The 22,788-nt window shown below is 55.3% G+C and carries 16 protein-coding genes; 9 read left to right on the top strand and 7 right to left on the bottom strand.

Annotated features, from left to right (window positions below; all coding sequences use genetic code 11):
• Positions 1-84: 84 nt before the first annotated feature.
• From rplM to ACOTX7_RS08270, 7 genes are all read left to right on the top strand, one after another.
• Positions 85-513: a 50S ribosomal protein L13 gene (rplM, locus tag ACOTX7_RS08300; RefSeq protein WP_003860434.1), complete on the top strand. Its 429-nt coding sequence runs from the start codon at positions 85-87 to the stop codon at positions 511-513.
• A gap of 15 nt (positions 514-528) precedes the next feature.
• Positions 529-921: a 30S ribosomal protein S9 gene (gene rpsI / locus ACOTX7_RS08295; protein ID WP_003860436.1), complete on the top strand. Its 393-nt coding sequence runs from the start codon at positions 529-531 to the stop codon at positions 919-921.
• 307 nt (positions 922-1,228) lie between these two features.
• A complete protein-coding gene (gene sspA / locus ACOTX7_RS08290) occupies positions 1,229-1,867 on the top strand; it encodes a stringent starvation protein SspA (protein WP_006812155.1) in 639 nt (212 codons plus the stop codon).
• Between the two features lie 5 nt (positions 1,868-1,872).
• The gene (sspB, locus tag ACOTX7_RS08285; RefSeq protein WP_032674148.1) at positions 1,873-2,370 is read left to right on the top strand and encodes a ClpXP protease specificity-enhancing factor; all 498 of its coding nucleotides are present in this window, start codon (positions 1,873-1,875) and stop codon (positions 2,368-2,370) included.
• Positions 2,371-2,972: 602 nt separating this feature from the next.
• A complete protein-coding gene (locus tag ACOTX7_RS08280; RefSeq protein WP_006812152.1) occupies positions 2,973-3,677 on the top strand; it encodes a fimbria/pilus chaperone family protein in 705 nt (234 codons plus the stop codon).
• Between the two features lie 9 nt (positions 3,678-3,686).
• Positions 3,687-6,113, top strand: a complete 2,427-nt coding sequence (locus ACOTX7_RS08275; RefSeq protein WP_221813312.1) for a fimbrial biogenesis outer membrane usher protein — start codon at positions 3,687-3,689, stop codon at positions 6,111-6,113.
• Positions 6,110-6,670 carry a hypothetical protein gene (locus tag ACOTX7_RS08270; RefSeq protein ID WP_260630829.1) on the top strand — a complete coding sequence of 187 codons (561 nt, stop codon included), beginning with the start codon at positions 6,110-6,112 and terminating at the stop codon, positions 6,668-6,670. Before ACOTX7_RS08275 ends, ACOTX7_RS08270 begins: the two co-directional genes overlap by 4 nt.
• Positions 6,671-6,781: 111 nt before the next feature.
• Here the strand turns inward: ACOTX7_RS08270 and gltD are convergent, their stop codons facing one another.
• Both gltD and gltB read right to left on the bottom strand, forming a co-directional pair.
• Complete coding sequence (gltD, locus tag ACOTX7_RS08265) at positions 6,782-8,200, bottom strand: glutamate synthase small subunit (protein WP_205921362.1); 1,419 nt, start codon at positions 8,198-8,200, stop codon at positions 6,782-6,784.
• A gap of 9 nt (positions 8,201-8,209) precedes the next feature.
• Complete coding sequence (gene gltB / locus ACOTX7_RS08260; RefSeq protein ID WP_047354101.1) at positions 8,210-12,670, bottom strand: glutamate synthase large subunit; 4,461 nt, start codon at positions 12,668-12,670, stop codon at positions 8,210-8,212.
• Between the two features lie 687 nt (positions 12,671-13,357).
• Between gltB and ACOTX7_RS08255 the strand changes: the two genes are divergently transcribed.
• Complete coding sequence (locus ACOTX7_RS08255) at positions 13,358-14,299, top strand: TIGR01212 family radical SAM protein (RefSeq protein ID WP_102765803.1); 942 nt, start codon at positions 13,358-13,360, stop codon at positions 14,297-14,299.
• Here ACOTX7_RS08255 and ACOTX7_RS08250 read toward each other — a convergent pair.
• Positions 14,279-15,781 (bottom strand): helicase HerA-like C-terminal domain-containing protein, encoded by a 1,503-nt coding sequence (locus tag ACOTX7_RS08250; protein WP_205921364.1) that lies wholly within the window; start codon positions 15,779-15,781, stop codon positions 14,279-14,281. The two genes, ACOTX7_RS08255 and ACOTX7_RS08250, sit on opposite strands and share 21 nt — an antisense overlap.
• 137 nt (positions 15,782-15,918) lie before the next feature.
• Here ACOTX7_RS08250 and ACOTX7_RS08245 point away from each other — a divergent pair, with 137 nt between their 5' ends.
• Complete coding sequence (locus ACOTX7_RS08245) at positions 15,919-17,565, top strand: dihydroxyacetone kinase subunit DhaK (protein ID WP_047354104.1); 1,647 nt, start codon at positions 15,919-15,921, stop codon at positions 17,563-17,565.
• A 92-nt stretch (positions 17,566-17,657) separates the two neighbouring features.
• On the opposite strand, the gene ahr is transcribed toward ACOTX7_RS08245, so the two are convergent.
• From ahr to holC, 4 genes are all read right to left on the bottom strand, one after another.
• Positions 17,658-18,677 (bottom strand): NADPH-dependent aldehyde reductase Ahr, encoded by a 1,020-nt coding sequence (gene ahr, locus ACOTX7_RS08240; RefSeq protein WP_006812143.1) that lies wholly within the window; start codon positions 18,675-18,677, stop codon positions 17,658-17,660.
• An 83-nt stretch (positions 18,678-18,760) separates the two neighbouring features.
• On the bottom strand, positions 18,761-19,264 hold the full coding sequence (locus ACOTX7_RS08235) for a GNAT family N-acetyltransferase (RefSeq protein WP_032674074.1): 504 nt from the start codon (positions 19,262-19,264) through the stop codon (positions 18,761-18,763).
• Between the two features lie 123 nt (positions 19,265-19,387).
• Positions 19,388-22,243, bottom strand: a complete 2,856-nt coding sequence (locus ACOTX7_RS08230; RefSeq protein WP_125358609.1) for a valine--tRNA ligase — start codon at positions 22,241-22,243, stop codon at positions 19,388-19,390.
• On the bottom strand, positions 22,243-22,686 hold the full coding sequence (gene holC / locus ACOTX7_RS08225) for a DNA polymerase III subunit chi (protein WP_221256521.1): 444 nt from the start codon (positions 22,684-22,686) through the stop codon (positions 22,243-22,245). The genes ACOTX7_RS08230 and holC overlap by 1 nt, the downstream gene beginning before the upstream one ends.
• Positions 22,687-22,788 lie beyond the last annotated feature (102 nt).

Here is a 22,788-nt window from a genome sequence, read left to right as displayed (position 1 = left end):
TGCCGGACTTTGTCGTGTGAACCTCAACTGACTAAACGTTTGGGTGTTCACCAACGTGTAACTTATTATTTGGGTAAGCTTTTAATGAAAACTTTTACAGCTAAACCAGAAACCGTACAGCGCGACTGGTATGTTGTTGACGCGACCGGTAAAACTCTGGGCCGTCTGGCTACTGAACTGGCTCGTCGCCTGCGCGGTAAGCATAAAGCGGAATACACTCCGCACGTTGATACCGGTGATTACATCATCGTTCTGAACGCTGACAAAGTTGCTGTTACCGGCAACAAGCGTACTGACAAAATGTACTACCACCACACCGGCCACATCGGTGGTATCAAAGAAGCGACCTTTGAAGAGATGATTGCCCGCCGTCCTGAGCGTGTGATTGAAATCGCGGTTAAAGGCATGCTGCCAAAAGGCCCGCTGGGTCGTGCTATGTTCCGTAAACTGAAAGTTTACGCAGGCAACGAGCACAACCACGCGGCACAGCAACCGCAAGTTCTTGACATCTAATCGGGATTATAGGCAATGGCTGAAAATCAATACTACGGCACTGGTCGCCGCAAAAGTTCCGCAGCTCGCGTTTTCATCAAACCGGGCAGTGGTAAAATCGTAATCAACCAGCGTTCTCTGGAACAATACTTCGGTCGCGAAACTGCCCGCATGGTAGTTCGCCAGCCGCTGGAACTGGTTGATATGGTAGAAAAACTGGATCTGTACATCACCGTTAAAGGTGGTGGTATCTCCGGTCAGGCAGGTGCGATCCGTCACGGTATCACCCGCGCTCTGATGGAGTACGACGAATCCCTGCGTTCTGAACTGCGTAAAGCTGGCTTCGTTACTCGTGACGCTCGTCAGGTTGAACGTAAGAAAGTGGGTCTGCGTAAAGCACGTCGTCGTCCACAGTTCTCCAAACGTTAATCCATTCTGCTTACGCAGAACGATTGGCGAAAAACCCGCTTCGGCGGGTTTTTTTATGGATAATGCGCAGGTTATCCACAGTAACATTTCATATATCTTCTCTTTTTCCACATTTCCGGAATCCCCTCACCACAAAGCCATCAAAATCTGGTAAACTATCATCCAATTTTCTGCCCAAATATCGGTGAATACTCGATTTTTGTTCGATTCTTGAACAATGTGTCTTCTCTGGGATGGGCGATACATCATCTGGCTGGCCCCGTTGGGCTGGTAGCAGTAAAAATTCTGAATATACCTGGAGGTTTTCATGGCTGTCGCTGCCAACAAACGTTCGGTAATGACGCTGTTTTCTGGTCCTACTGACATTTATAGCCATCAGGTTCGTATCGTGCTGGCCGAGAAAGGTGTCAGTTTTGAGATCGAGCATGTGGAAAAGGATAACCCGCCTCAGGATCTGATCGATCTCAACCCGAGCCAAAGCGTACCGACGCTGGTGGATCGCGAGCTGACCCTGTGGGAATCCCGTATCATTATGGAATACCTGGATGAGCGTTTCCCGCATCCGCCACTGATGCCTGTTTATCCTGTTGCGCGTGGTGAAAGCCGCCTGTACATGCAGCGTATCGAGAAAGACTGGTACTCGCTGATGAACGTTATCGTCACCGGCTCCTCTTCAGAAGCGGATGCTGCGCGTAAGCAGCTGCGTGAAGAGCTGCTGGCGATTGCGCCGGTATTTGGTCAAAAACCTTTCTTCCTGAGCGACGAATTCAGCCTGGTGGATTGCTACCTGGCTCCGTTGCTGTGGCGTCTGCCAACCCTGGGCGTAGAGTTCAGCGGCCCTGGCGCGAAAGAGCTGAAAGGCTACATGACTCGCGTCTTTGAACGCGACTCTTTCCTGGCATCCTTAACTGAACCGGAACGTGAAATGCGTCTCGGCCGAGGCTAATGACTGTGGAAATGTCACAACTTTCACCACGCCGTCCGTATCTGCTGCGCGCCTTCTATGAATGGCTGCTGGATAACCAGCTCACGCCGCACCTGGTTGTGGATGTGACGTTGCCGGGCGTGCTGGTGCCGATGGAATACGCACGTGATGGACAGATTGTACTGAACATTGCGCCGCGTGCGGTGGGCAACCTGGAACTGGCAAACGACGAAGTGCGCTTCAACGCGCGTTTTGGCGGTGTGCCGCGTCAGGTTTCCGTTCCGCTGGCAGCGGTACTGGCCATCTACGCCCGTGAAAACGGTGCCGGCACCATGTTCGAGCCGGAAGCGGCTTATGATGAAGATGTTGCCAGCCTGAACGATGATGAGTCAGCACCCGATTCAGAAAGTGAAACGGTCATGTCCATTATTGATGGTGATAAGCCGGACCATGCCGACGATAACGATCCGGATGACGACCCACCACCGCGTGGGGGGCGCCCGGCGCTACGCGTCGTTAAATAGATTCAGCTTCGTTATAAACCAGACAGTTAACATTACCTGGCTGGTTTTTTTTTGGGAAAATTTTGCCCGGGTTTTTATTTTGTAATTGATAATGCATATGTTTTTTTATTTCGAACACATTAAAATGAAAATTTGAAGCGCAAACTCATAACTTTTGTGAATAATATAATCCATTTTTTTCATTGAAACTTCTGATTTTATAGTTATGCCATATCTTATGAGTGGTTCTTAATTTATTAATTAATAATGCTAAATTGCATGTATTTATAAAAATAATATTATGATAACCAATGCTGGAGGCTGTCATCGATTATTGACACATCTGTACCAGCATAATATTCGCATATGTTAAGGAATAACAGGTGAAAAAGGTTTTACTCGCCTCGGCTTAGTCTCCTTGCGTTGTTTCTACATGAACTCCAGATACCCCAGCACTGAAATGTCAGTAGGCCTACCAGGCCGCGGTGGCGTAGTGGATTGCGGTACAGTTAAATAACGTGGGTTAAATAAACCCAGAGAGTAAATAAATCATGCGTTTATTCTCTTTTTAACAGCACGATAGACATGGATTGTATTGTTGTCGCTTCTAAGGATTTATTCATATGTCATGCTTTAAAAGTGTATTATTAAACACATTAATTACTGCTGCATTATTCTCAGTGCAATTTTCTGGGCATGCCGCCGGGATGGTTCCCGAAACCAGTCTGCTCGTTATTGACGAAGCAACGCACAGTGGAATCATTAACGTCAAAAATACGGATAGCTTTCCGTCACTGCTGTATACCAATGTCGTGGACCTTCCTGACGATAAAGGGTTGAAGCTGATTGCTACGCAGCCTGTTGTTCGTCTGGAGCCGGGGCAAACCCAGCAGCTTCGTTTTATATTGCAGACAAAAGAGCCTCTGAGCGTCGAGCATTATAAACGTGTCACTTTTGAAGGCATTCCGCCAAAAAGCGATGATAAAAAAATAAAAATTGGTATTAACATCCGCCAGGATATTCCCGTGCTTATCCGTCCAAAATCACTCGCGGTTGTGACGGACGCCTGGAAAGAGCTGAAGTGGAGTGCCAACGGCAAATCACTGAAGGTCAACAACCCGAGCAAATACGTCGTTCGTCTGGCGCAAAAAGTGGTAACTCAGCCCTCGGGTGCGGCTGGCTCGCTGTCTAAAACCTACATCCTGCCGGGTGAAACGCTCACCACGACTTTAGATAAAACGCCGGTGAGTGATAACAAGGTGAAGTTTTTCCCAGCAAGCCGCTATGGGGTTGAAGTACCAAGCTTTATTTCGGACTTGAATAAATAAAATAGGGATATGACGGTGTGTAAAAAAAGCCGCCTTGCACTTTGTGTCCGCGCCATCCTTTGCGGCACGCTGCCTCTGGTATTACTGAATTCAACTTCCCTCCAGGCGAGGGAAGTGACGTTTGACACGGGGATCATTAAATCCCGTGGTTTAAGCATGGATCTCAACCATTACTTTGCAGAAGCCCCGCGCTTCCTCCCGGGTACTCACTCCGTACAGATTAAAGTGAATGGCAAAGGTCGTGGCACCGCGGCAGTACGCTTCAATGAAGAGGGTGTACTGTGTATTGATAATGATTTTCTTGAATTTGCAGGCATCATGCCTGTTCCATTAAAAGCCAGTGAAACGTGCCACGATATTCGCAGCGATTATGCGCAGGCCGTTGTTAACTCACTGCCTAACCAGGAAGCGGTGGAACTGTTTTTACCTCAGGAAGCCATTAACAGCCTGACGGCGGACGTTAAAAACTTCCAGCACGGGGGAACCGCTGGACTCCTGAATTATTCCCTGTTTAGCACCCGTAATGAATACGGTAGCAGCGAAAGCAATCGATACTCGCAGGCGAGTCTGGAGGCAGGTTTTAATGCTCTGGACTGGTCGCTGCGCAGCCGTTATATCCTGACGGATGATCAGGGGAAAAGGAATGCAGAGAGCATCTACACCTACGCCGAGCATGTGTTTGTGCCTCAGCGTCTGACCATGCAGGTCGGTGAAATTAACGCCTCATCGCAGGTACTGAGCGGTGCCCCCATTTTGGGCGTTCAGTTGATGCCCACGACTGGCTTGCAAAAGCAGGGCAGTGGCGTGAGTGTCTCCGGCATCGCACGTACCCCGCAAGCCCGCGTTGAGATTCGTCAAAGCGGGCAGGTTATTTTCAGTACGTTAGTGCCAGCCGGTCCCTTCAAGCTGGACGATGTGCCAATGGTCCGTAGCAATGTGGACCTGGATGTCACCGTGGTCGAGACGGATGGCTCCAGCAGCCACTTTATCGTGCCTGCCGCGTCGGTGAGATCGCAGCAACTGTCGCGTCCGCAAGGTCTGACAATCTCAGCCGGTCAGGTGCGCGACATTGAAAGTGATTATGATGATCCGATGGTCGTGAACGTTTCTGATGGCTGGCGGATCCTGCCATGGATGAACTTCATGGCGTCCGGTGCGGCAGCGGAAGACTATCAAGCCGTAGGCGGCAGAACCGAGTTTAGGTTAACCGATCGCTGGGGGATTTCAACGAGTGCCGCAGCCAGTAAATCGAAATTTGGCGACAGCAACAGCGGCCTGAAGACGGAATTGCAGAGTGATTTGGCGCTGGGCGAAAACTTCGGACTCTCTGCAAGCGCGACGCATTACAGCGGCGGCTACCGTGAATTGACCGAAGCAATGGACGATGATTTTGAAGCCAGCGATAACGTCTATTCAGGCAATATCAGCTTCTCGACTGAAATGGCGGGCGCTTTCAGCGCCGGGTTTAACTACAACCAGAGCGCTGGTGATGAGCCTGACTCACGCTACCTGTTGCTGACATGGGGTAAAACCTTCAAATACGCCTCTGTGAACGTGAACTGGCAGACTTCGGTAGGGAACAATGATAGTGATGATGAACAGGATGATGACCTGCTCTATATCAATGTGAGTATTCCTCTCGGCGGTTCACAAAGCCTGAGCACCTATATGCGTAAGCAGGGTGACAGCACCAGCTATGGCGTTGCGAACAGCGGAGGCATTGGTGATAACACCAATTACTACATCTCTGCTGACCGCGATGATGAATCTCACGAAAACAGCTTTAACGGAAATATCACGACGAACCTGCACTATACCCAGCTTGGCCTGGGCGGCGGCACCAGCGGTAATAACAACCGCAACTATAATGCCTCGCTGTCTGGTGGGATCGCGATGCATAAAGATGGCGTGACTTTCTCGCCGTATACCATCAAAGACACTTTTGCGATTGCCAAAGTGAGCGAGCCTAAGAGCGGGATAGAGATTTCTACCCCACAGGGAACCGTCTGGACGGATCGCTGGGGACAAGCCGTGGTGCCGGGGCTGATTGAATGGCGTAACTCTCGTCTTGAAGTTGATGCGAACAAACTGCCTCAAAGTATGACTCTCGCGAACGGGACCAAATACGTGGCTGCGGGGCATGCATCTGTCAGTGAAGTGACCTTTAAAGTGCTCAACAGTCGTCGTGTAATGTTGCGTGTGAAGCGTACCGATGGCACACCATTGGCAAAAGGTATTTCGATTGTTGACGGCAAAGGTCACTACATCGTGACCACCGTAGATGACGGTCACGTCTTCCTGAACGATGCCGATCAGCTTGACGCGCTATATGCGATGGACGACAACAACAAACAACTGTGTCAGATCGATTTCACCCTCAGTGATAAGCGAGATGAAGACGCATTCTATGAGGAAGTGAACGGAGTATGCCGATGAGATTTCAGCGAAAAATGACACTCGCCGGGCTGTTGGCGTTCTGTTTACCCGCGATGGCGTTTGCCGAGGACTGTCAGATAACCCTCTCGCAGTCCGTGGTGGATTACCACCAACTACAGCGTGAAAACATTGTCACGACGCAGCAGGACTGGCACAAAATGCCGGAGCGCGAAGTCAATGTGAATGTTTACTGCCCCGAAAAACACCAGATCGGCGTGCTGCTCCAGGGGGCATCCGGCGAAAAAGGTCGTTTTCTCTTTGGTGAAAAGGGCGGGGTCGCGATCAAAATCGACAACATGATCGTTGATGGTAAAAATTACAATGTGGGTAAAACAGGCGACCAGGTTAACTTAACGCCTGAGAGTGATGGTGAACAGTCGTTATATTTGAGAAATAACGAAACCGTAGTGGCGGTAGAGAACAACCAGGTTCCTTTAGTTCAGCAGATGAGCTTCAGGGTGACGGTTTTCCCCGTCCTGAGAGATAACGCATTCAGAAACACTGCGGACATTACGCAACTGGAAAGCGATCTGAGCTGGAAAATCATTACGAAATAATGTTTCGCCATATGACGCGGTAGCGTTATAAGGCCTGGCACCGCTAACGATATTCAGTCCGTTGTTAGCCGCGTTAAAAAGCCGGATGGTCTGCACCATCCGGCTTATCTCTTACACTTCCAGGAAGTTCATAATCCCTTCAGCGGCTTTACGGCCTTCGGCAATCGCCGTGACCACCAGGTCAGAACCGCGAACGATATCACCACCGGCGAAAATTTTCGGGTTACTGGTCTGGAACGCGTTATCGCTGCCTTCCGGCGCAATCACGCGGCCCTGCGAATCCAGCTCGACGCTGTGCTTCGCCAGCCATTCCATACTGTGAGGACGGAAACCAAACGCCATCACTACGGCGTCAGCCGGGATCACGTGTTCAGAACCGGCAACGATCTCCGCGCGACGACGGCCTTTCGCATCCGGCGCACCCATCTCCGTACGCGCCATCTTCACGCCGCTCACTTTACCGTTGGCATTCACTTCAATACCCAGAGGCTGGATGTTGAACTGGAACTCCACGCCCTCTTCACGCGCGTTTTTCACTTCGCGCTTAGAGCCAGGCATGTTCTCTTCGTCACGACGATAGGCACAGATGACGTGCGCCGCGTTCTGACGAATAGACGTACGCACACAGTCCATCGCGGTATCACCGCCGCCCAGCACCACCACGCGTTTGCCTTCCATGCTAACGAACGGCTCATCGGCCGTTTCGCCGTAGCCCATCAGCTGTTTGGTATTCGCAATCAGGAACGGCAGCGCATCGTACACGCCTGGCGCATCTTCGTTTTCCAGACCACCGCGCATGGACTGATAAGTGCCTACGCCCAGGAACACGGCGTCGTAATCCTTCAGCAGATCGTCAAGCTGCACATCGCGACCTACTTCCACGTTCAGCTTGAACTCAATGCCCATGCCGGTGAAGATTTCGCGGCGGCGGGTCATCACCTCTTTTTCCAGCTTAAAGGCCGGAATACCGAAGGTCAGCAGACCGCCGATTTCCGGGTGGCGATCGAAGACCACCGCCTTCACGCCGTTACGGGTCAGCACGTCCGCACAGGCCAGGCCTGCCGGACCCGCGCCGATAATCGCCACGCGCTTGTCGGTTTGACGTACGCCGGTCATATCCGGACGCCAGCCCATTTCGAAGGCTTTATCGTTGATATAGCGCTCAATGTTGCCGATGGTCACCGCGCCAAACTCGTCGTTCAGCGTACAGGAGCCTTCGCACAGACGGTCCTGAGGACACACGCGGCCGCACACTTCCGGCAGGGTGTTGGTCTGGTGAGACAGCTCGGCGGCTTCAAAAATACGCCCTTCGTTGGCCAGCTTCAGCCAGTTCGGAATGTAGTTATGGACCGGACACTTCCATTCACAGTAAGGGTTACCGCAGGACAGGCAGCGGTCTGCCTGTGCTTTGGCCTGGCCTTCTGAAAACGGCTCATAGATTTCAACAAATTCAATTTTACGGATCTTCAGCGGTTTCTTTGGCGGATCAACACGCTGAAGGTCGATAAACTGGTAAACGTTCTGGCTCATCTGAATTCCTTACTGCGCCTGCACACGCAGCTCTGCTGCGCTACGACTACGGTGACCCAACAGGGCTTTAACATCGCTGGACTTCGGCTTAACCAGCGCGAATTTCGCAGAGAACGCCGGCCAGTTCGCCAGGATCTCTTCGCCGCGCGAAGAACCGGTATGCTGCACGTGTTCGGTAATCAAACCGCGCAGGTGTTCTTCGTGAATGGCCAGCGAATCAACGTCCAGCACTTCCACCAGTTCCGGGTTCACGCGTTTGCGGAACTCACCGTCTTCATCCAGGACGTAGGCAAAACCGCCCGTCATGCCCGCGCCAAAGTTCACGCCGGTTTTCCCCAGGACGCACACAATTCCGCCCGTCATGTATTCGCAGCCGTTATCGCCGATGCCTTCCACCACGGTGATGGCGCCGGAGTTACGTACCGCAAAACGCTCGCCTGCACGGCCCGCGGCAAACAGACGTCCGCCGGTCGCGCCGTACAGACAGGTGTTGCCGATGATGCTCGCTTCATGGCTGCGGAAGGCCGAGCCGACCGGAGGACGCACCGCCAGCAGACCGCCCGCCATGCCTTTTCCGACGTAGTCGTTGGCATCGCCGGTCAGGTATAACTCAACCCCGCCAGCGTTCCACACGCCGAAGCTCTGACCTGCGGTACCGCTGAAGTGCGCGGTAATCGGATCCGACGCCAGCCCCTGATCACCGTGCGTTTGCGCGATGTAACCGGAGAGGGACGCGCCGACTGAACGGTCGGTGTTGCGGATATCAAACCAGAACGTTTTGCTCTGCTTCTCATCCACATACGGCTTCGCCTGTTGCAGCAGCTGCGCGTTCAGCACGCCGTTGTCGAACGGCGGGTTGTTCTCGGTGCAGTAAACCGCTTTGCCAGGATGAGGCTGAGCGGTTTCCAGCAGCTTAGACAGCTCCAGCTTCTGCTGCTTGGCCGTGAAGCCCTCCAGTTCTTTCAGCAGGTCGGTACGACCAATGAGATCCACCAGACGTTTCACGCCCAACTGCGCCATCAGCTCGCGGGTTTCACGGGCGATGAAGTCAAAGTAGTTAGTCACTTTAAACGGCAGGCCGTGATAGTGATTCTTACGCAGCTTCTCGTCCTGGGTAGCAACGCCCGTTGCGCAGTTGTTCAGGTGGCAAATACGCAGGTATTTACAGCCGAGCGCAACCATCGGGCCGGTACCGAAGCCGAAGCTTTCCGCACCCAGAATCGCCGCTTTGATGATGTCGAGGCCGGTTTTCAGCCCGCCATCCACCTGCAAGCGGATCTTGTGACGCAGGCCGTTAGCGACCAGCGCCTGCTGGGTTTCCACCAGACCAAGCTCCCACGGACAACCCGCGTATTTCACGGAGGAGAGCGGGCTTGCGCCGGTGCCGCCGTCATAACCGGCGATGGTGATCAGATCCGCATAGGCTTTCGCCACGCCGGTGGCAATGGTGCCAACGCCCGGTTCGGAAACCAGCTTCACGGAGATCATCGCTTTCGGGTTGACCTGTTTCAGGTCGAAAATCAGCTGCGCTAAGTCCTCGATAGAGTAGATATCGTGGTGCGGCGGCGGGGAGATCAGCGTCACGCCCGGCACCGAGTAGCGCAGTTTGGCGATATACGGCGTCACTTTATCACCCGGTAACTGACCGCCTTCGCCCGGTTTAGCGCCCTGCGCGACCTTAATCTGGATCACGTCGGCGTTAACCAGGTACGCAGGCGTTACGCCGAAGCGACCGGACGCCACCTGCTTGATTCGGGATACTTTGTTAGTGCCGTAGCGGGCCGGATCTTCACCGCCTTCGCCGGAGTTAGAGTTGCCGCCGATGCTGTTCATGGCTTCCGCCAGCGCTTCGTGCGCTTCCGGGCTCAGCGCGCCGATGGACATCGCCGCGGTGTCGAAGCGTTTGAACAGCTCAGACGCAGGCTCTACGTCGTCGATGCTGACAGCCTCGTCACCCGGATTCAGCGCGATAAGGTCGCGCAGCGTCGCCGCCGGACGGTTGTTCACCAGCTCAGCATACTGCTGATAATCGCTGTACTCGCCGCTCTGCACCGCCTGTTGCAGCGTGCGCACCACGTCCGGGTTATAAGCGTGATACTCGCCCCCGTGGACGTATTTAAGCAGGCCGCCCTGTTCCAGCGGCTTACGTGCCAGCCAGGCGCGTTTCGACAGGTTCACCAGATCCTGCTGGAAGTCAGCAAAACCGGCGCCACCGATGCGGCTGACCACGCCCTGGAAGCAGAGATTGGCGACCTCGTCGTGCAGCCCGACCGCTTCAAACAGCTTCGAGCAGCGGTAAGAGGCGATGGTCGAGATGCCCATTTTGGACATGATCTTATACAGGCCTTTGTTGATGCCGTTACGGTAGTTCAGCATCACGGCGCGGTAGTCTTTGTCGATCGCGCGGGTATCCACCAGACGGGCCAGCGTTTCGTAGGCCAGGTACGGGTAGATCGCCGTCGCGCCGAAGCCTAACAGCACCGCAAAGTGATGCGGATCGCGCGCGCTCGCGGTTTCAACGATGATGTTGGCATCGCAGCGCAGGCTCTTGTCGACCAGACGCGTCTGGATAGCACCCACCGCCATTGGCGCAGGCACAGGCAGACGGTTTTTCGCAATGTTGCGGTCAGACAGCACCAGCAGAACGGTGCCGTTACGCACCATCTGCTCGGCTTTATCGCACAGCGCGTTCACCGTCTCTTCGAGGCTTGTTTCGGTCACGTCGAAGGTGATATCGAGCGTGTCGGCGCGATAGTGCTCCTCGGTCATGGTGGTGAGCTGTTTGAAATCGGAGTACAGCAGGATCGGTGATTTAAAGGTCAGACGGTGCGCCTGGCCTTCGGCTTCACAGAAGACGTTCATTTCACGCCCGATGCTGGTGGCCAGCGACATGACGTGTGCTTCGCGCAGCGGATCGATTGGCGGGTTGGTGACCTGCGCGAACTGCTGACGGAAATAGTCGTAAATAATGCGTGGCTGGCTGGAGAGCACGGCAAACGGGGTATCGTCACCCATGGAGCCGACCGCTTCCTGGCCGTTTTCCCCGAGCACGCGAATAACCGAGTCCAGCTCTTCCGCGCTGTAGTTAAACTGTTTCTGGAAGCTCGCGAGGGTGTCATCATCCATCTCGCGGCTGCCCACTTCTTCGTCCGGCAGATCTTCAAACGGCACCAGACGGCGCACGTTTTTCGCCATCCACTCTTTGTACGGATGGCGGCTTTTCAGATCGTTGTCGGTTTCGGCGGAGTGCAGAATACGGCCGCCGCGGGTATCGATCACCATCAGCTCGCCCGGACCGACGCGGCCTTTCTCGACCACTTCGTCTGGCTGGTAATCCCAGATACCGACTTCAGAGGCGCAGGTGATGAGCTTGTCTTTGGTGATAACGTAGCGCGCGGGACGCAGACCGTTACGGTCCAGGTTACAGGCGGCGAAACGACCGTCGGACATGACGATGCCTGCCGGGCCATCCCACGGCTCCATGTGCATGGAGTTAAAGTCGAAGAAGGCGCGCAGCTCCGGGTCCATATCCGGGTTGTTCTGCCAGGCCGGTGGTACCAGCAGACGCATGGCGCGCACGATATCCATCCCGCCCGCCAGCAGCAGTTCCAGCATGTTATCCATTGAGCTGGAGTCCGAGCCGGTTTCGTTCACGAACGGTGCGGCATCGTGCAGGTCCGGGATCAGTGGCGTCTGGAACTTATAAGTACGGGCGCGGGCCCACTGGCGGTTACCGGTGATGGTGTTGATCTCGCCGTTATGTGCCAGGTAGCGGAACGGCTGAGCCAGCGGCCAGCGTGGAACGGTGTTGGTGGAGAAGCGCTGGTGGAACAGGCAAATGGCCGATTCCAGACGCAGGTCCGCCAGGTCCAGGTAGAAGCGCGGCAGGTCAGCCGGCATACACAGACCTTTATAGATGTTCACCAGGTTAGAGAGGCTACAAACGTAAAACTCTTTATCGTCCTGGAGACGTTTTTCAATGCGGCGACGGGCGATGAACAGACGGCGTTCCATATCGCGCGGACGCCAGCCCGCAGGCGCGTTAACAAAAATCTGTTCAATACGAGGCAGCGAGGAGAGGGCGATTTCACCGAGCACCCCTTCGTTGGTTGGCACATCGCGCCAGCCGACAATCGACAGGGTTTCACGCTGAAGTTCTTCTTCAACAATGCGGCGTGAAGCGGCAGCCTTTTCAGGATCCTGATTCAGGAACAGCATGCCGACAGCGTAGTTTTTGGCTAAACGCCAGCCGCGCTCTTCCGCCACGATGCGGAAGAAACGATCCGGTTTTTGCAGCAGCAGGCCGCAACCGTCGCCGGTTTTACCATCGGCAAGGATGGCGCCACGGTGCTGCATACGGGCCAGTGCGTGAATAGCAGTACGCACTACCTTGTGGCTAGGTTCGCCTTCTATGTGGGCGATCAGGCCGAAACCACAGTTATCCTTCTCAAGGGATTTATCGTACAACATATCAGTGAACCTCCCCAGGCTCGTCGGGCTTCCCACTGAACTTTACCGTGGCGCACAGGCACAGAAAGAGCATGGCGACGGGGTTGGCGTTTCATACGCGGACCTCGCATTCGCCCTCTTTTTCATCCTTTCGCGCAGGTAAACAAGTTTGAGGACTTGCTTCAGAGGGAATCTCAATTACTGCATAAATATGATGAGCAGGCCGCTCATCCAGAAAGCTTCCAGCGGATTTCCAACTTATCGGGAATTAGCACACAGGTCAAATGGCAATCTTATTTATATAAAAATGTGCTAAAGAGTACTTATCTCATTGTTTAAAAAGGATATTTAACTATTTTTACAACCATCTAAAGGCCAGGGAAACCGCGAAGGAGTGTGATCTGACTCACTATATGAAAGCGGTATTATCGATGCAGCGTGCTGAAATGCTGATTTATAGCAGAATAATAATCTGGTGATGCATTCAAACCCGAATAAAATCACTGTTTTTCAGTGATGCCGCTATAAATGAAAAAAACAATCAGAACATAAGGAAAAGTAATCACAGATGGCGTGAATGAAATCGCAGTAATCTTGAGTATTTATTCATATAGATAAAGGCCGTCCAGGGCGATTGATCCAGGTCATCGCCGACAGAGGCTAAAAATGGCAGGCTTGTCCCCTTTCTTCGGGACGGTCTATCAGATTATGCAGTTACAGAAATTAGTCAATATGTTTGGTGGGGATCTTTTGCAGCGCTACGGGCAAAAGGTTCATAAGCTGACGCTGCACGGCGGCTTTAGCTGCCCGAATCGCGACGGCACCATCGGGCGTGGCGGCTGTACGTTCTGCAACGTGGCCTCGTTTGCTGACGAAGCCCAGCAGCATAAATCCATCGCAGAGCAGCTCGCGCATCAGGCCAGCCTCGTGAACCGTGCGAAGCAGTATCTGGCCTATTTTCAGGCTTACACCAGCACATGGGCAGAGGTACAGGTACTGCGCGCTATGTACCAACAGGCGGTTGCTCAAGCGAACATTGTCGGGCTGTGCGTGGGGACGCGTCCGGACTGCGTGCCTGACGCAGTGCTGGATTTACTGAGCGAGTACAAAGAGAAGGGCTATGAGATCTGGCTGGAACTGGGCTTGCAGACCGCGCATGACAAAACCCTCCACCGTATCAATCGCGGACATGATTTCGCCTGTTACCAGCGCACCACGCGTCTCGCCCGCGAGCGTGGATTAAAAGTCTGCTCGCATCTGATTGTCGGCTTGCCGGGAGAAGGGCGGCAGCACGGTCTGGACACGCTGGAAAAAGTCGTTGAGACCGGCGTGGACGGTATTAAGCTGCACCCTCTGCATATCGTGAAGGGCAGCATAATGGCGAAAGCCTGGGAAGCGGGGCGGTTAAGTGGTATCGCACTCGACGACTATACGGTGACGGCGGGGGAGATGATTCGCCATACGCCGCCGGAGATTGTTTACCACCGCATCTCGGCCAGCGCCCGCCGCCCAACGCTTCTGGCACCGCTCTGGTGCGAGAATCGCTGGACGGGAATGGTAGAAATTGACCGTTATCTGCATGAACACGGTGTGCAGGGGTCAGCGCTTGGCCGCCCGTGGGTTTCCCCGCTACCGGCGACGGCCGCCTAGCAGACTTCCCAGCATGCCGCGTACAATCTGATTAGTAATCTGTCGTGTCGCGCTTTTTGCCATGGTCTGCACCACGCCATCGCGCTTGCCGCCGCGTGGCCCGGTACTGCCGAACAGAATATCTTTCAGCCCGCCGAGAATGCCGTCATCCACGGCAACAGTTTGCCCTTTGGCGGCAGGCGCATCCTGTGATTCCGCAGTTGCCTGCACCCCTTTTTGCAGCATCTCGAACGCGGATTCGCGATCCACCTCGTCTTCATACTTCCCGTACACCGGGGAGTGGTTAATCAGGCCGTTGCGTTCATCGTCCGTTACTGGCCCCATACGCGAGCAGGGCGCAATCACCATCGCGCGCTCGACAACTGTCGGGCTGCCTTTGGCATCCAGGAAAGAAATCAGCGCTTCACCGGTGCCCAGCGCCTGAATGGCGGTTTCGGTATCAAAGGCCGGATTGGCACGCATGGTTTGCGCCGCGGCTTTCACCGCTTTCTGATCTTTCGGCGTAAAGGCACGCAGGGCGTGCTGCACGCGGTTACCCAGCTGCCCCAGCACGTTGTCAGGAATATCCGACGGGTTTTGCGACACAAACCAGACACCGACGCCTTTGGAGCGGATCAGACGGATAACCTGTTCAATTTTATCCAGCAGCACCTGCGGCGCGTCGTTAAACAGCAGATGCGCTTCGTCGAAGAAGAACACCAGTTTGGGTTTTTCCAGATCGCCTGCTTCCGGCAGTTGTTCGTACAGTTCAGAGAGCATCCACAGCAGGCTGGCGGCGTAAAGCTTCGGCATCTGGTAGAGCTTCTCTGCGCTCAGAATGTTGATGATGCCTTTGCCGCTGCTGTCGGTGCGCATCCAGTCTTTAATATCCAGCATCGGCTCGCCGAAGAAGTGTTCGGCTCCCTGTTGCTCCAGCGTCAGGAGTCCGCGCTGAATGGCGCCCACCGAGGCGCTGCTGATATTGCCGTACTGGTTCTGGAAGGATTTCGCGTTATCGCCAATATACTGGGTGATGGCGCGCAGATCTTTGAAGTCGAGCAGCAGCAGCCCCTGATCGTCGGCGATACGGAAGATAATGTTCAGCACCCCGGACTGCACATCGTTAAGGTTAAGCAGACGGGCCAGCAGCAAGGGGCCGAGATCGGAGACGGTGGCGCGCACCGGGTGCCCTTTTTCGCCGAAGATGTCCCAAGCCACTACCGGATTACCGTGCGGCGTCCAGTCTGTGATGCCGATATTTTTCAGGCGCTCGAGCAGTTTTTCTGATGCTGCACCTTCCTGAGCCACCCCGGTTAAATCGCCCTTCACGTCAGCCATAAACACCGGCACGCCAATCTCTGACAACGACTCAGCCAGCTTTTGCAGGGTGACGGTTTTTCCCGTCCCGGTCGCGCCGGTGATCAGGCCATGACGGTTCGCCATCCCAGGCAGTAAAAACAACTCTTTTTCCAGCGTCCGGGCGATTAACAATGGTGTACTCATGATGCACGTCCTCTCGTAGTCCTGGGTGGAGTATAGGCAACCTGACGGCAAAATGTCTGCGTAAATTCCTCACTTTGCGGCGCATTATCCAGTGCGGACTATGCTTTTGCATACGGTAAACAAAATTTTGGGAAACTATGTCCAGATTCTTTTTTAACGACCGCAAACAGCTTGTCAACGATGCCATTGAAGGCATACTTCTCTCCGCGCCGCACGGTAATCTCGTCAAACTGGATATCGATCCGGCCATCCGCGTGGTGGCACGCGGCGACTGGGATAAAAGCCGCGTAGCGGTGATCTCCGGTGGCGGCTCCGGCCACGAACCGGCACATGCCGGGTTCGTAGGTAAAGGCATGCTTACCGCAGCGGTGTGTGGCGATCTGTTCGCCTCCCCAAGCGTGGATGCGGTCCTCAATGCCATTGTGGCGGTGACGGGCGACCGTGGCTGCCTGCTGATTGTGAAAAACTACACCGGCGACCGTCTTAACTTTGGCCTGGCCGCGGAAAAAGCCAAACGCTACGGCCTGAAGGTGGAGATGGTTATCGTGGCGGATGATATCGCCCTGCCGGATAACAAGCAGCCGCGCGGTATCGCGGGAACGGCGCTGGTGCATAAGATTGCGGGATATGCGGCAGAGCAGGGGAAATCGCTAACCGACGTGCGGGATATTGCGCAACAGGCCTGCGATAACCTCTGGAGCCTGGGGGTTGCGATGCAAACCTGTAACCTGCCGGGTAGCGATGATGAAGAAGGGCGTATTAAGCAAGGCCATGTGGAGCTGGGGCTGGGCATTCACGGCGAGCCGGGGGCCTCGGTGGTGGATACGCAGAACAGCAGGGCGATTATCGATACGCTGGTGACGCCGTTGAAAGCCCAGGCGGGTGACGGGCGCTTTGCGGTGCTGATCAACAACCTCGGCGGTGTGTCAGCGCTGGAGATGGCTCTGCTCACCAAAGAGCTGGCGCATTCGGCGCTGAAAACGGAGATCGCTTACCTGATTGGTCCCGCGCCACTGGTGAGTGCGCTGGATATGAAAGGCTTTTCGCTGACGCTGTTAAAGCTCAACGACTTCTTCGAGAAGGCGATTCACGCCGAGGTCGAGACCCTGGGCTGGCAGAAGCCCGTCGCGTTTGCGCCTCTGCGTACCGTCCCACATAGCGCTCTTCATGACCGCGTGGAATATACCCCGTCGGACAATCCGCAGGTGGGGGCGTTAGTCTCCTCGGTAACTAAGACATTGATCCAGCTGGAAAATCGCCTTAACGCGCTGGATGCCAAAGTGGGCGATGGCGATACGGGCTCTACCTTTGCGCAAGGGGCGCGGGATATTGCGCAGCGTCTTGAGGAGAACAACCTGCCCCTCAACGATGTGCCGACATTACTCGTGCTGGTGGGTGAGCGGCTGGCGACGGTGATGGGCGGATCGAGCGGCGTACTGATGTCGATCTTCTTTACGGCGGCCGGGCAAAAGCTGCATGACGGACACTCCCTGCCGGATGCACTGTTAAGCGGACTGGCGCAGATGAAGCAGTATGGCGGGGCCGATCTCGGGGATCGCACGCTGATCGACGCCCTGCAACCGGCGCTGGAGGCATTACAGAAAGGCAACATTCAGGCGGCAGCCCAGGCCGCACAGCAGGGCGCCGAAGCAACGGCGAAAATGGCGAAAGCCGGCGCGGGGCGCTCGTCGTATGTGAATAAAGAGAATCTGGACGGGGTGATGGATCCGGGGGCAGTCGCGGTGGCGGAAGTGTTTAAGACCATGGTAGATGCAAAACGGTAACAACCGTTACCGTTTTTAGTGTTTGCGCCCTCTCCCTGTGGGAGAGGGTTGGGGTGAGGGCATCAGGCCGCACATTCCCCGGCAAACTTACATCAGAAATCCGCTTTCAACACCACGCGGTAGCGGGCTTTGCCGTCGCGCACGTGCTGGATCGCTTCGTTGATTTTTGACATTGGGTACAGCTCGGTAGTCGGTGCCACTTTGGTGCGTCCGGCAAACTTCATCAGCTTGCGTAACTCATATGGCGTACCGGTCGCGGAGCCTGACACGCTGCGATCCCCGCCGATCAGGGTAAAGGCCGGAACAGGCAGCGGCTTCATCACCGCACCCACGGTGTGGAAGTTACCGCCGTAGGCCAGGGCTTCAAAGTACGGTTGCCAGTCGAGATCCACGTTCACAGTGTTGATGATCAGATCAAACTGACCCGCCAGTGCGGTAAGCGCCTGCGGATCGCGACTGTTCACGACTTTATCGGCCCCCATCGCCAGCACTTCCTGCTCTTTTGCCGGGTTGGAGCTGAACGCCGTCACCTCACAGCCCATCGCGTGCAGCAGTTTGATGGCAATATGCCCCAGACCGCCAATACCGATCACGCCCACGCGGCTGGTGGCGGTCACGTGGTGCATCAGCAGCGGTTTAAAGACGGTAATACCGCCGCACAGCAGCGGACCTGCGGATTCAATATCAATGCTGTCCGGCAGCGGGATAACCCATTGCCAGTCGGCGCGCAGTTTATCGGCGAAACCGCCCTTGTTCAGGATGGTAGGCACTGCGCCCTCAAGGCAGTTGATCTGGTTGCCGCTGATACAGGCGTCGCAGTGGCCACAGCTGCGTGCCGTCCAGCCGATGCCCACGCGCTGGCCCACTTTCAGCCCTTTGTCCTGCGCGGCGCTGCCGAGCGCCACGACGCGGCCAATGACTTCGTGCCCGGCAACCAGCGGATAGCTGGAGAAGCCCCATTCGTTGTCGATCATCGAGAGATCTGAGTGGCAGATCCCGCAGTAATCAACCTGTACTTCGACGTCTTCCGCTTTTAGTTCGCCCGCATCGTACTCGTACAGCTCAAGTTCTGCACCCGCCTGCGGTGCTGCGTAGCTTTTTATCTTCGACATCGCATTTCCCCTGTTTTGGTGTGAACTGTGAGTGTAGAGCATTCAGTTTACAGACGCTTAACAGAAGACGGCAGGAACGAAACTTACAGACTTTTCAGCATTCTGACTTCGCAGTCCACATGGCCTGTGCAGCCCAGTGGCGCATCGATATGCTCGAAGCCCAGATGTTCATACAGGCCAATGGCCTCTTTAAGGAAAGCGGTGGTTTCAAGGTAGCAACGTTTAAAGCCCTGTGAGCGTGCATATTCCAGGGCGACCAGCGCCAGCTTTTTCGCCAGCCCTTGTCCGCGTATCGTTGGCAGGAAATACATTTTCTGTAGTTCACAGATATCCGGCTCGCTGCAAAGCAGTGGGGCAATGCCGCCGCCGCCCACGACCTGACCGTCCTGCTCGATGACCCAGTAGGCATGACCCGGCTGGCTGTACAGCTGAAAAAGTTCGTCCAGATTTGGGTCGGCCACGGTGTAGCCTTTGTCGGCGGTCAGGCCGTATTCGGCAGAAACCGTGCGGATAACGGCGGCGATAGCCGGGTTGTCTTGCTCAGTGATCCGACGCATTGTCGTCGCGACGGGGGTAATCACGCTCATAGCATTACTCATGACAAAAATTGACACACAACTGCTGTTAATAGCACCGCGGAAAGGGGAGTGCAAGCGAGGAGTTTTCAGGAAGGATACCCCTTACGCCCTGAAGCGTAAGGGGTAAAAGCATTACAGGGCTGCGATAACCGCCTGCTGCTCGATCAGTTTGGTCTTCGCATCGGCGAAGGCAACCAGACGCTCACGCTCTTTGGCGATGACCGCTTCCGGCGCGCGGGCCACAAAGCCTTCGTTCGCCAGTTTGCTTTCGATTTTGCCAATTTCCACGTCGACTTTCGCCACTTCTTTCGCCAGACGCGCCAGCTCAGCATCTTTGTCGATCAGACCCGCCATCGGGATCAGCAGTTCCGCGCCATCGATGATTTTGGTCACGGAAACCGGACCTTTGTCATCGGCAGGCAGCACGGTGATGCTTTCCAGACGCGCCATGGTTTTCAGGAAGGTGTTGTTCTCGGTGACACGACGAACGGCAGCTTCGCTGCAACCGCGCAGCAGCAGTTCCAGTGGTTTACCCGGAGCGATATTCATTTCCGCGCGGATGTTACGTACCGCAACGATTGCCTGTTTCAGCCACTCGGTATCCGCAGATGCAGCGTCGTCCACTTTCGCGGCGTCGAATGCCGGGAACGGCTGGAGCATGATGGTATCGGCGTTGATACCGGCAATCACCTTCACACGCTGCCAGATGGTTTCGGTGATGAATGGAATAATCGGGTGCGCAAGGCGCAGCAGACCTTCCAGGACGGTAATTAGCGTATTACGCGTACCGCGCAGTTCCGCCTCAGTCCCGCCGTTCATCACCGGCTTCGCCAGCTCTAGATACCAGTCACAGAACTGGTTCCAGGTGAATTCGTACAGGATGCCTGCCGCAATGTCGAAGCGGTAGCTGTCCAGCGCGTCGCGGAAGGCTTTCACCGTCTGGTTAAATTCCGCCAGGATCCAGCGGTCCGCCAGAGAGAGGGTCATTTCGCCGCCGTTGAAGCCGCAGTCCTGATCTTCGGTGTTCATCAGCACGAAGCGGCTGGCGTTCCACAGCTTGTTACAGAAGTTACGGTAACCTTCCAGACGCTTCATATCCCAGTTGATGTCACGGCCAGTAGAGGCCAGCGCCGCCAGGGTGAAGCGCAGGGCGTCGGTACCGTGAGATTCGATCCCGTTCGGGAACTGCTTCTCGGTACGCTTGCGGATTTTCTCCGCCAGCTGCGGCTGCATCATGTTACCGGTACGTTTTTCCAGCAGCTCTTCCAGCGAGATACCATCCACCATGTCCAGCGGGTCGATAACGTTACCCTTAGATTTGGACATCTTCTGGCCTTCGTCGTCGCGGATCAGGCCGGTCATGTAGACGGTATGGAACGGAACCTGCGGCTTGCCGTCTTCGTCTTTGATGAAGTGCATGGTCATCATGATCATGCGGGCGATCCAGAAGAAGATGATGTCGAAGCCGGAGACCATCACGCTGGTTGGGTGGAACTGACGCAGCGCGTCGGTGTTTTCTGGCCAGCCGAGGGTGGAGAAGGTCCACAGCGCGGAGGAGAACCAGGTATCCAGAACGTCTTCGTCCTGGCGCAGCGCCACGTCAGCGCCCAGGTTGTTTTCCTGACGCACTTCCTCTTCGGTGCGGCCAACGTAGACATTGCCTTCGTTGTCGTACCACGCCGGGATACGGTGACCCCACCACAGCTGACGGGAGATACACCAGTCCTGAATATCGCGCATCCAGGAGAAATACATGTTTTCGTACTGCTTCGGCACGAACTGAATGCTGCCGTTCTCAACCGCTTCCACAGCCGGTTTCGCCAGCACGTCGGCACGCACGTACCACTGGTCGGTCAGCATTGGCTCGATAACCACGCCGCCACGGTCGCCGTACGGCACGGTCAGATCGTGAGGCTTAATCTCTTCCAGCAGGCCAAGCGCGTCAACGGCGGCCACAATCGCTTTACGCGCGGCAAAGCGTTCCAGTTTCTGGAACTCAGCCGGGATGTCGCTGGAGTAAACGTCGGATTCGTTGCCTTTGGTGTCGTACACTTCTGCACTTTCGCGGATATCGCCGTCGAAGGTCAGAATGTTGATCATCGGAAGTTGATGACGACGGCCCACTTCATAGTCGTTGAAGTCATGCGCCGGGGTGATTTTCACGCAGCCGGTGCCTTTCTCCATGTCGGCGTGTTCATCGCCCACAATTGGAATACGGCGGTTCACCAGCGGCAGCACCACGAATTTGCCGATCAGATCTTTATAACGCGGATCTTCCGGGTTAACGGCCACGCCAGTATCGCCCAGCAGGGTTTCCGGACGGGTGGTCGCCACCACCAGGTAATCTTTACCGTCGGCGGTTTTTGCGCCGTCGGCCAGCGGATAGCGGATGTGCCACATGGAGCCTTTAGACTCGCGGTTTTCCACTTCCAGGTCAGAAATTGCGGTGCGCAGTTTCGGGTCCCAGTTGACCAGGCGCTTGCCGCGGTAAATCAGGTCTTCTTTGTACAGGCGCACGAAGACTTCTTTCACGGCGTTGGACAGGCCCTCGTCCATGGTGAAGCGCTCGCGCTCCCAGTCCACGGAGTTGCCGAGACGGCGCATCTGACGGGTAATGGTGCCGCCGGATTCTGCCTTCCACTGCCAGATTTTGTCGATGAACGCGTCGCGACCGTAGTCGTGGCGGGTTTTACCCTCTTCAGCGGCAATTTTACGCTCAACCACCATCTGGGTCGCGATACCCGCGTGGTCAGTCCCCGCCTGCCACAGGGTATTTTTGCCCTGCATGCGCTGGTAGCGGATCATGGTATCCATGATGGTCTGCTGGAAAGCATGCCCCATATGCAAACTGCCGGTGACGTTCGGCGGCGGGATCATGATGCAGAAGGACTCTTTGCTTTCGTCGCCGTTAGGCTTGAAATAGCCCTGCTGTTCCCAGTGCTCGTAAAGCGGCTGTTCGATATCGCGTGGGTTATATGTCTTTTCCATTATTTCCAGGTTGCCGTATTCAGGTTAAAACCGGCCAGGCGGTACGCTTTGTAGCGTTCGCGCGCCAGTTGTTTCAAAGATTCTTCGTAAGGGACAAAGTCTACCACTTCTGTGAAAGCGGTGGCAAAATCTGCAAAGTCTGTCCGCAGGCTAATGAGAATGTCGCGCGTGCTACTGTTGCGTTTTTGTGGCCAGGCAATTTCGACCGGTGCCCCGCCGCGCGGACCTTCGCCCGACAGGTTATGCGGCACAAAACTCTCCGGCGGGCGCGCCCATAGCGCTTCATCCAGGCGAATGGCCTGCTGCTCATCTTCACAGGCAATCAACACGCGTTTACCTGCGCGCCAACGTTCTGCGGCAATTTCACACACCAGCTGTTCGACGGCGCTAAGGCCATCCTGATGGGTGTCGTTGTCCAGAAGGTAGAACGTTGCATTCTTCATATATGGGGCTTCTTGTCGTGGATTTAAATGCAAAGCCGGGTGGCGCTTCGCTTACCCGGCCTACGGTTGAGTGGCGTGTAGGCCGGGTAAGGCGTAGCCGCC

Source organism: Enterobacter cloacae complex sp. IR5418 (assembly GCF_049238105.1).
Classification (GTDB): domain Bacteria; phylum Pseudomonadota; class Gammaproteobacteria; order Enterobacterales; family Enterobacteriaceae; genus Enterobacter; species Enterobacter hormaechei.
The sequence above is the reverse complement of the archived record's forward strand: the minus strand, read 5'-3'. Positions and strand labels throughout refer to the sequence as shown.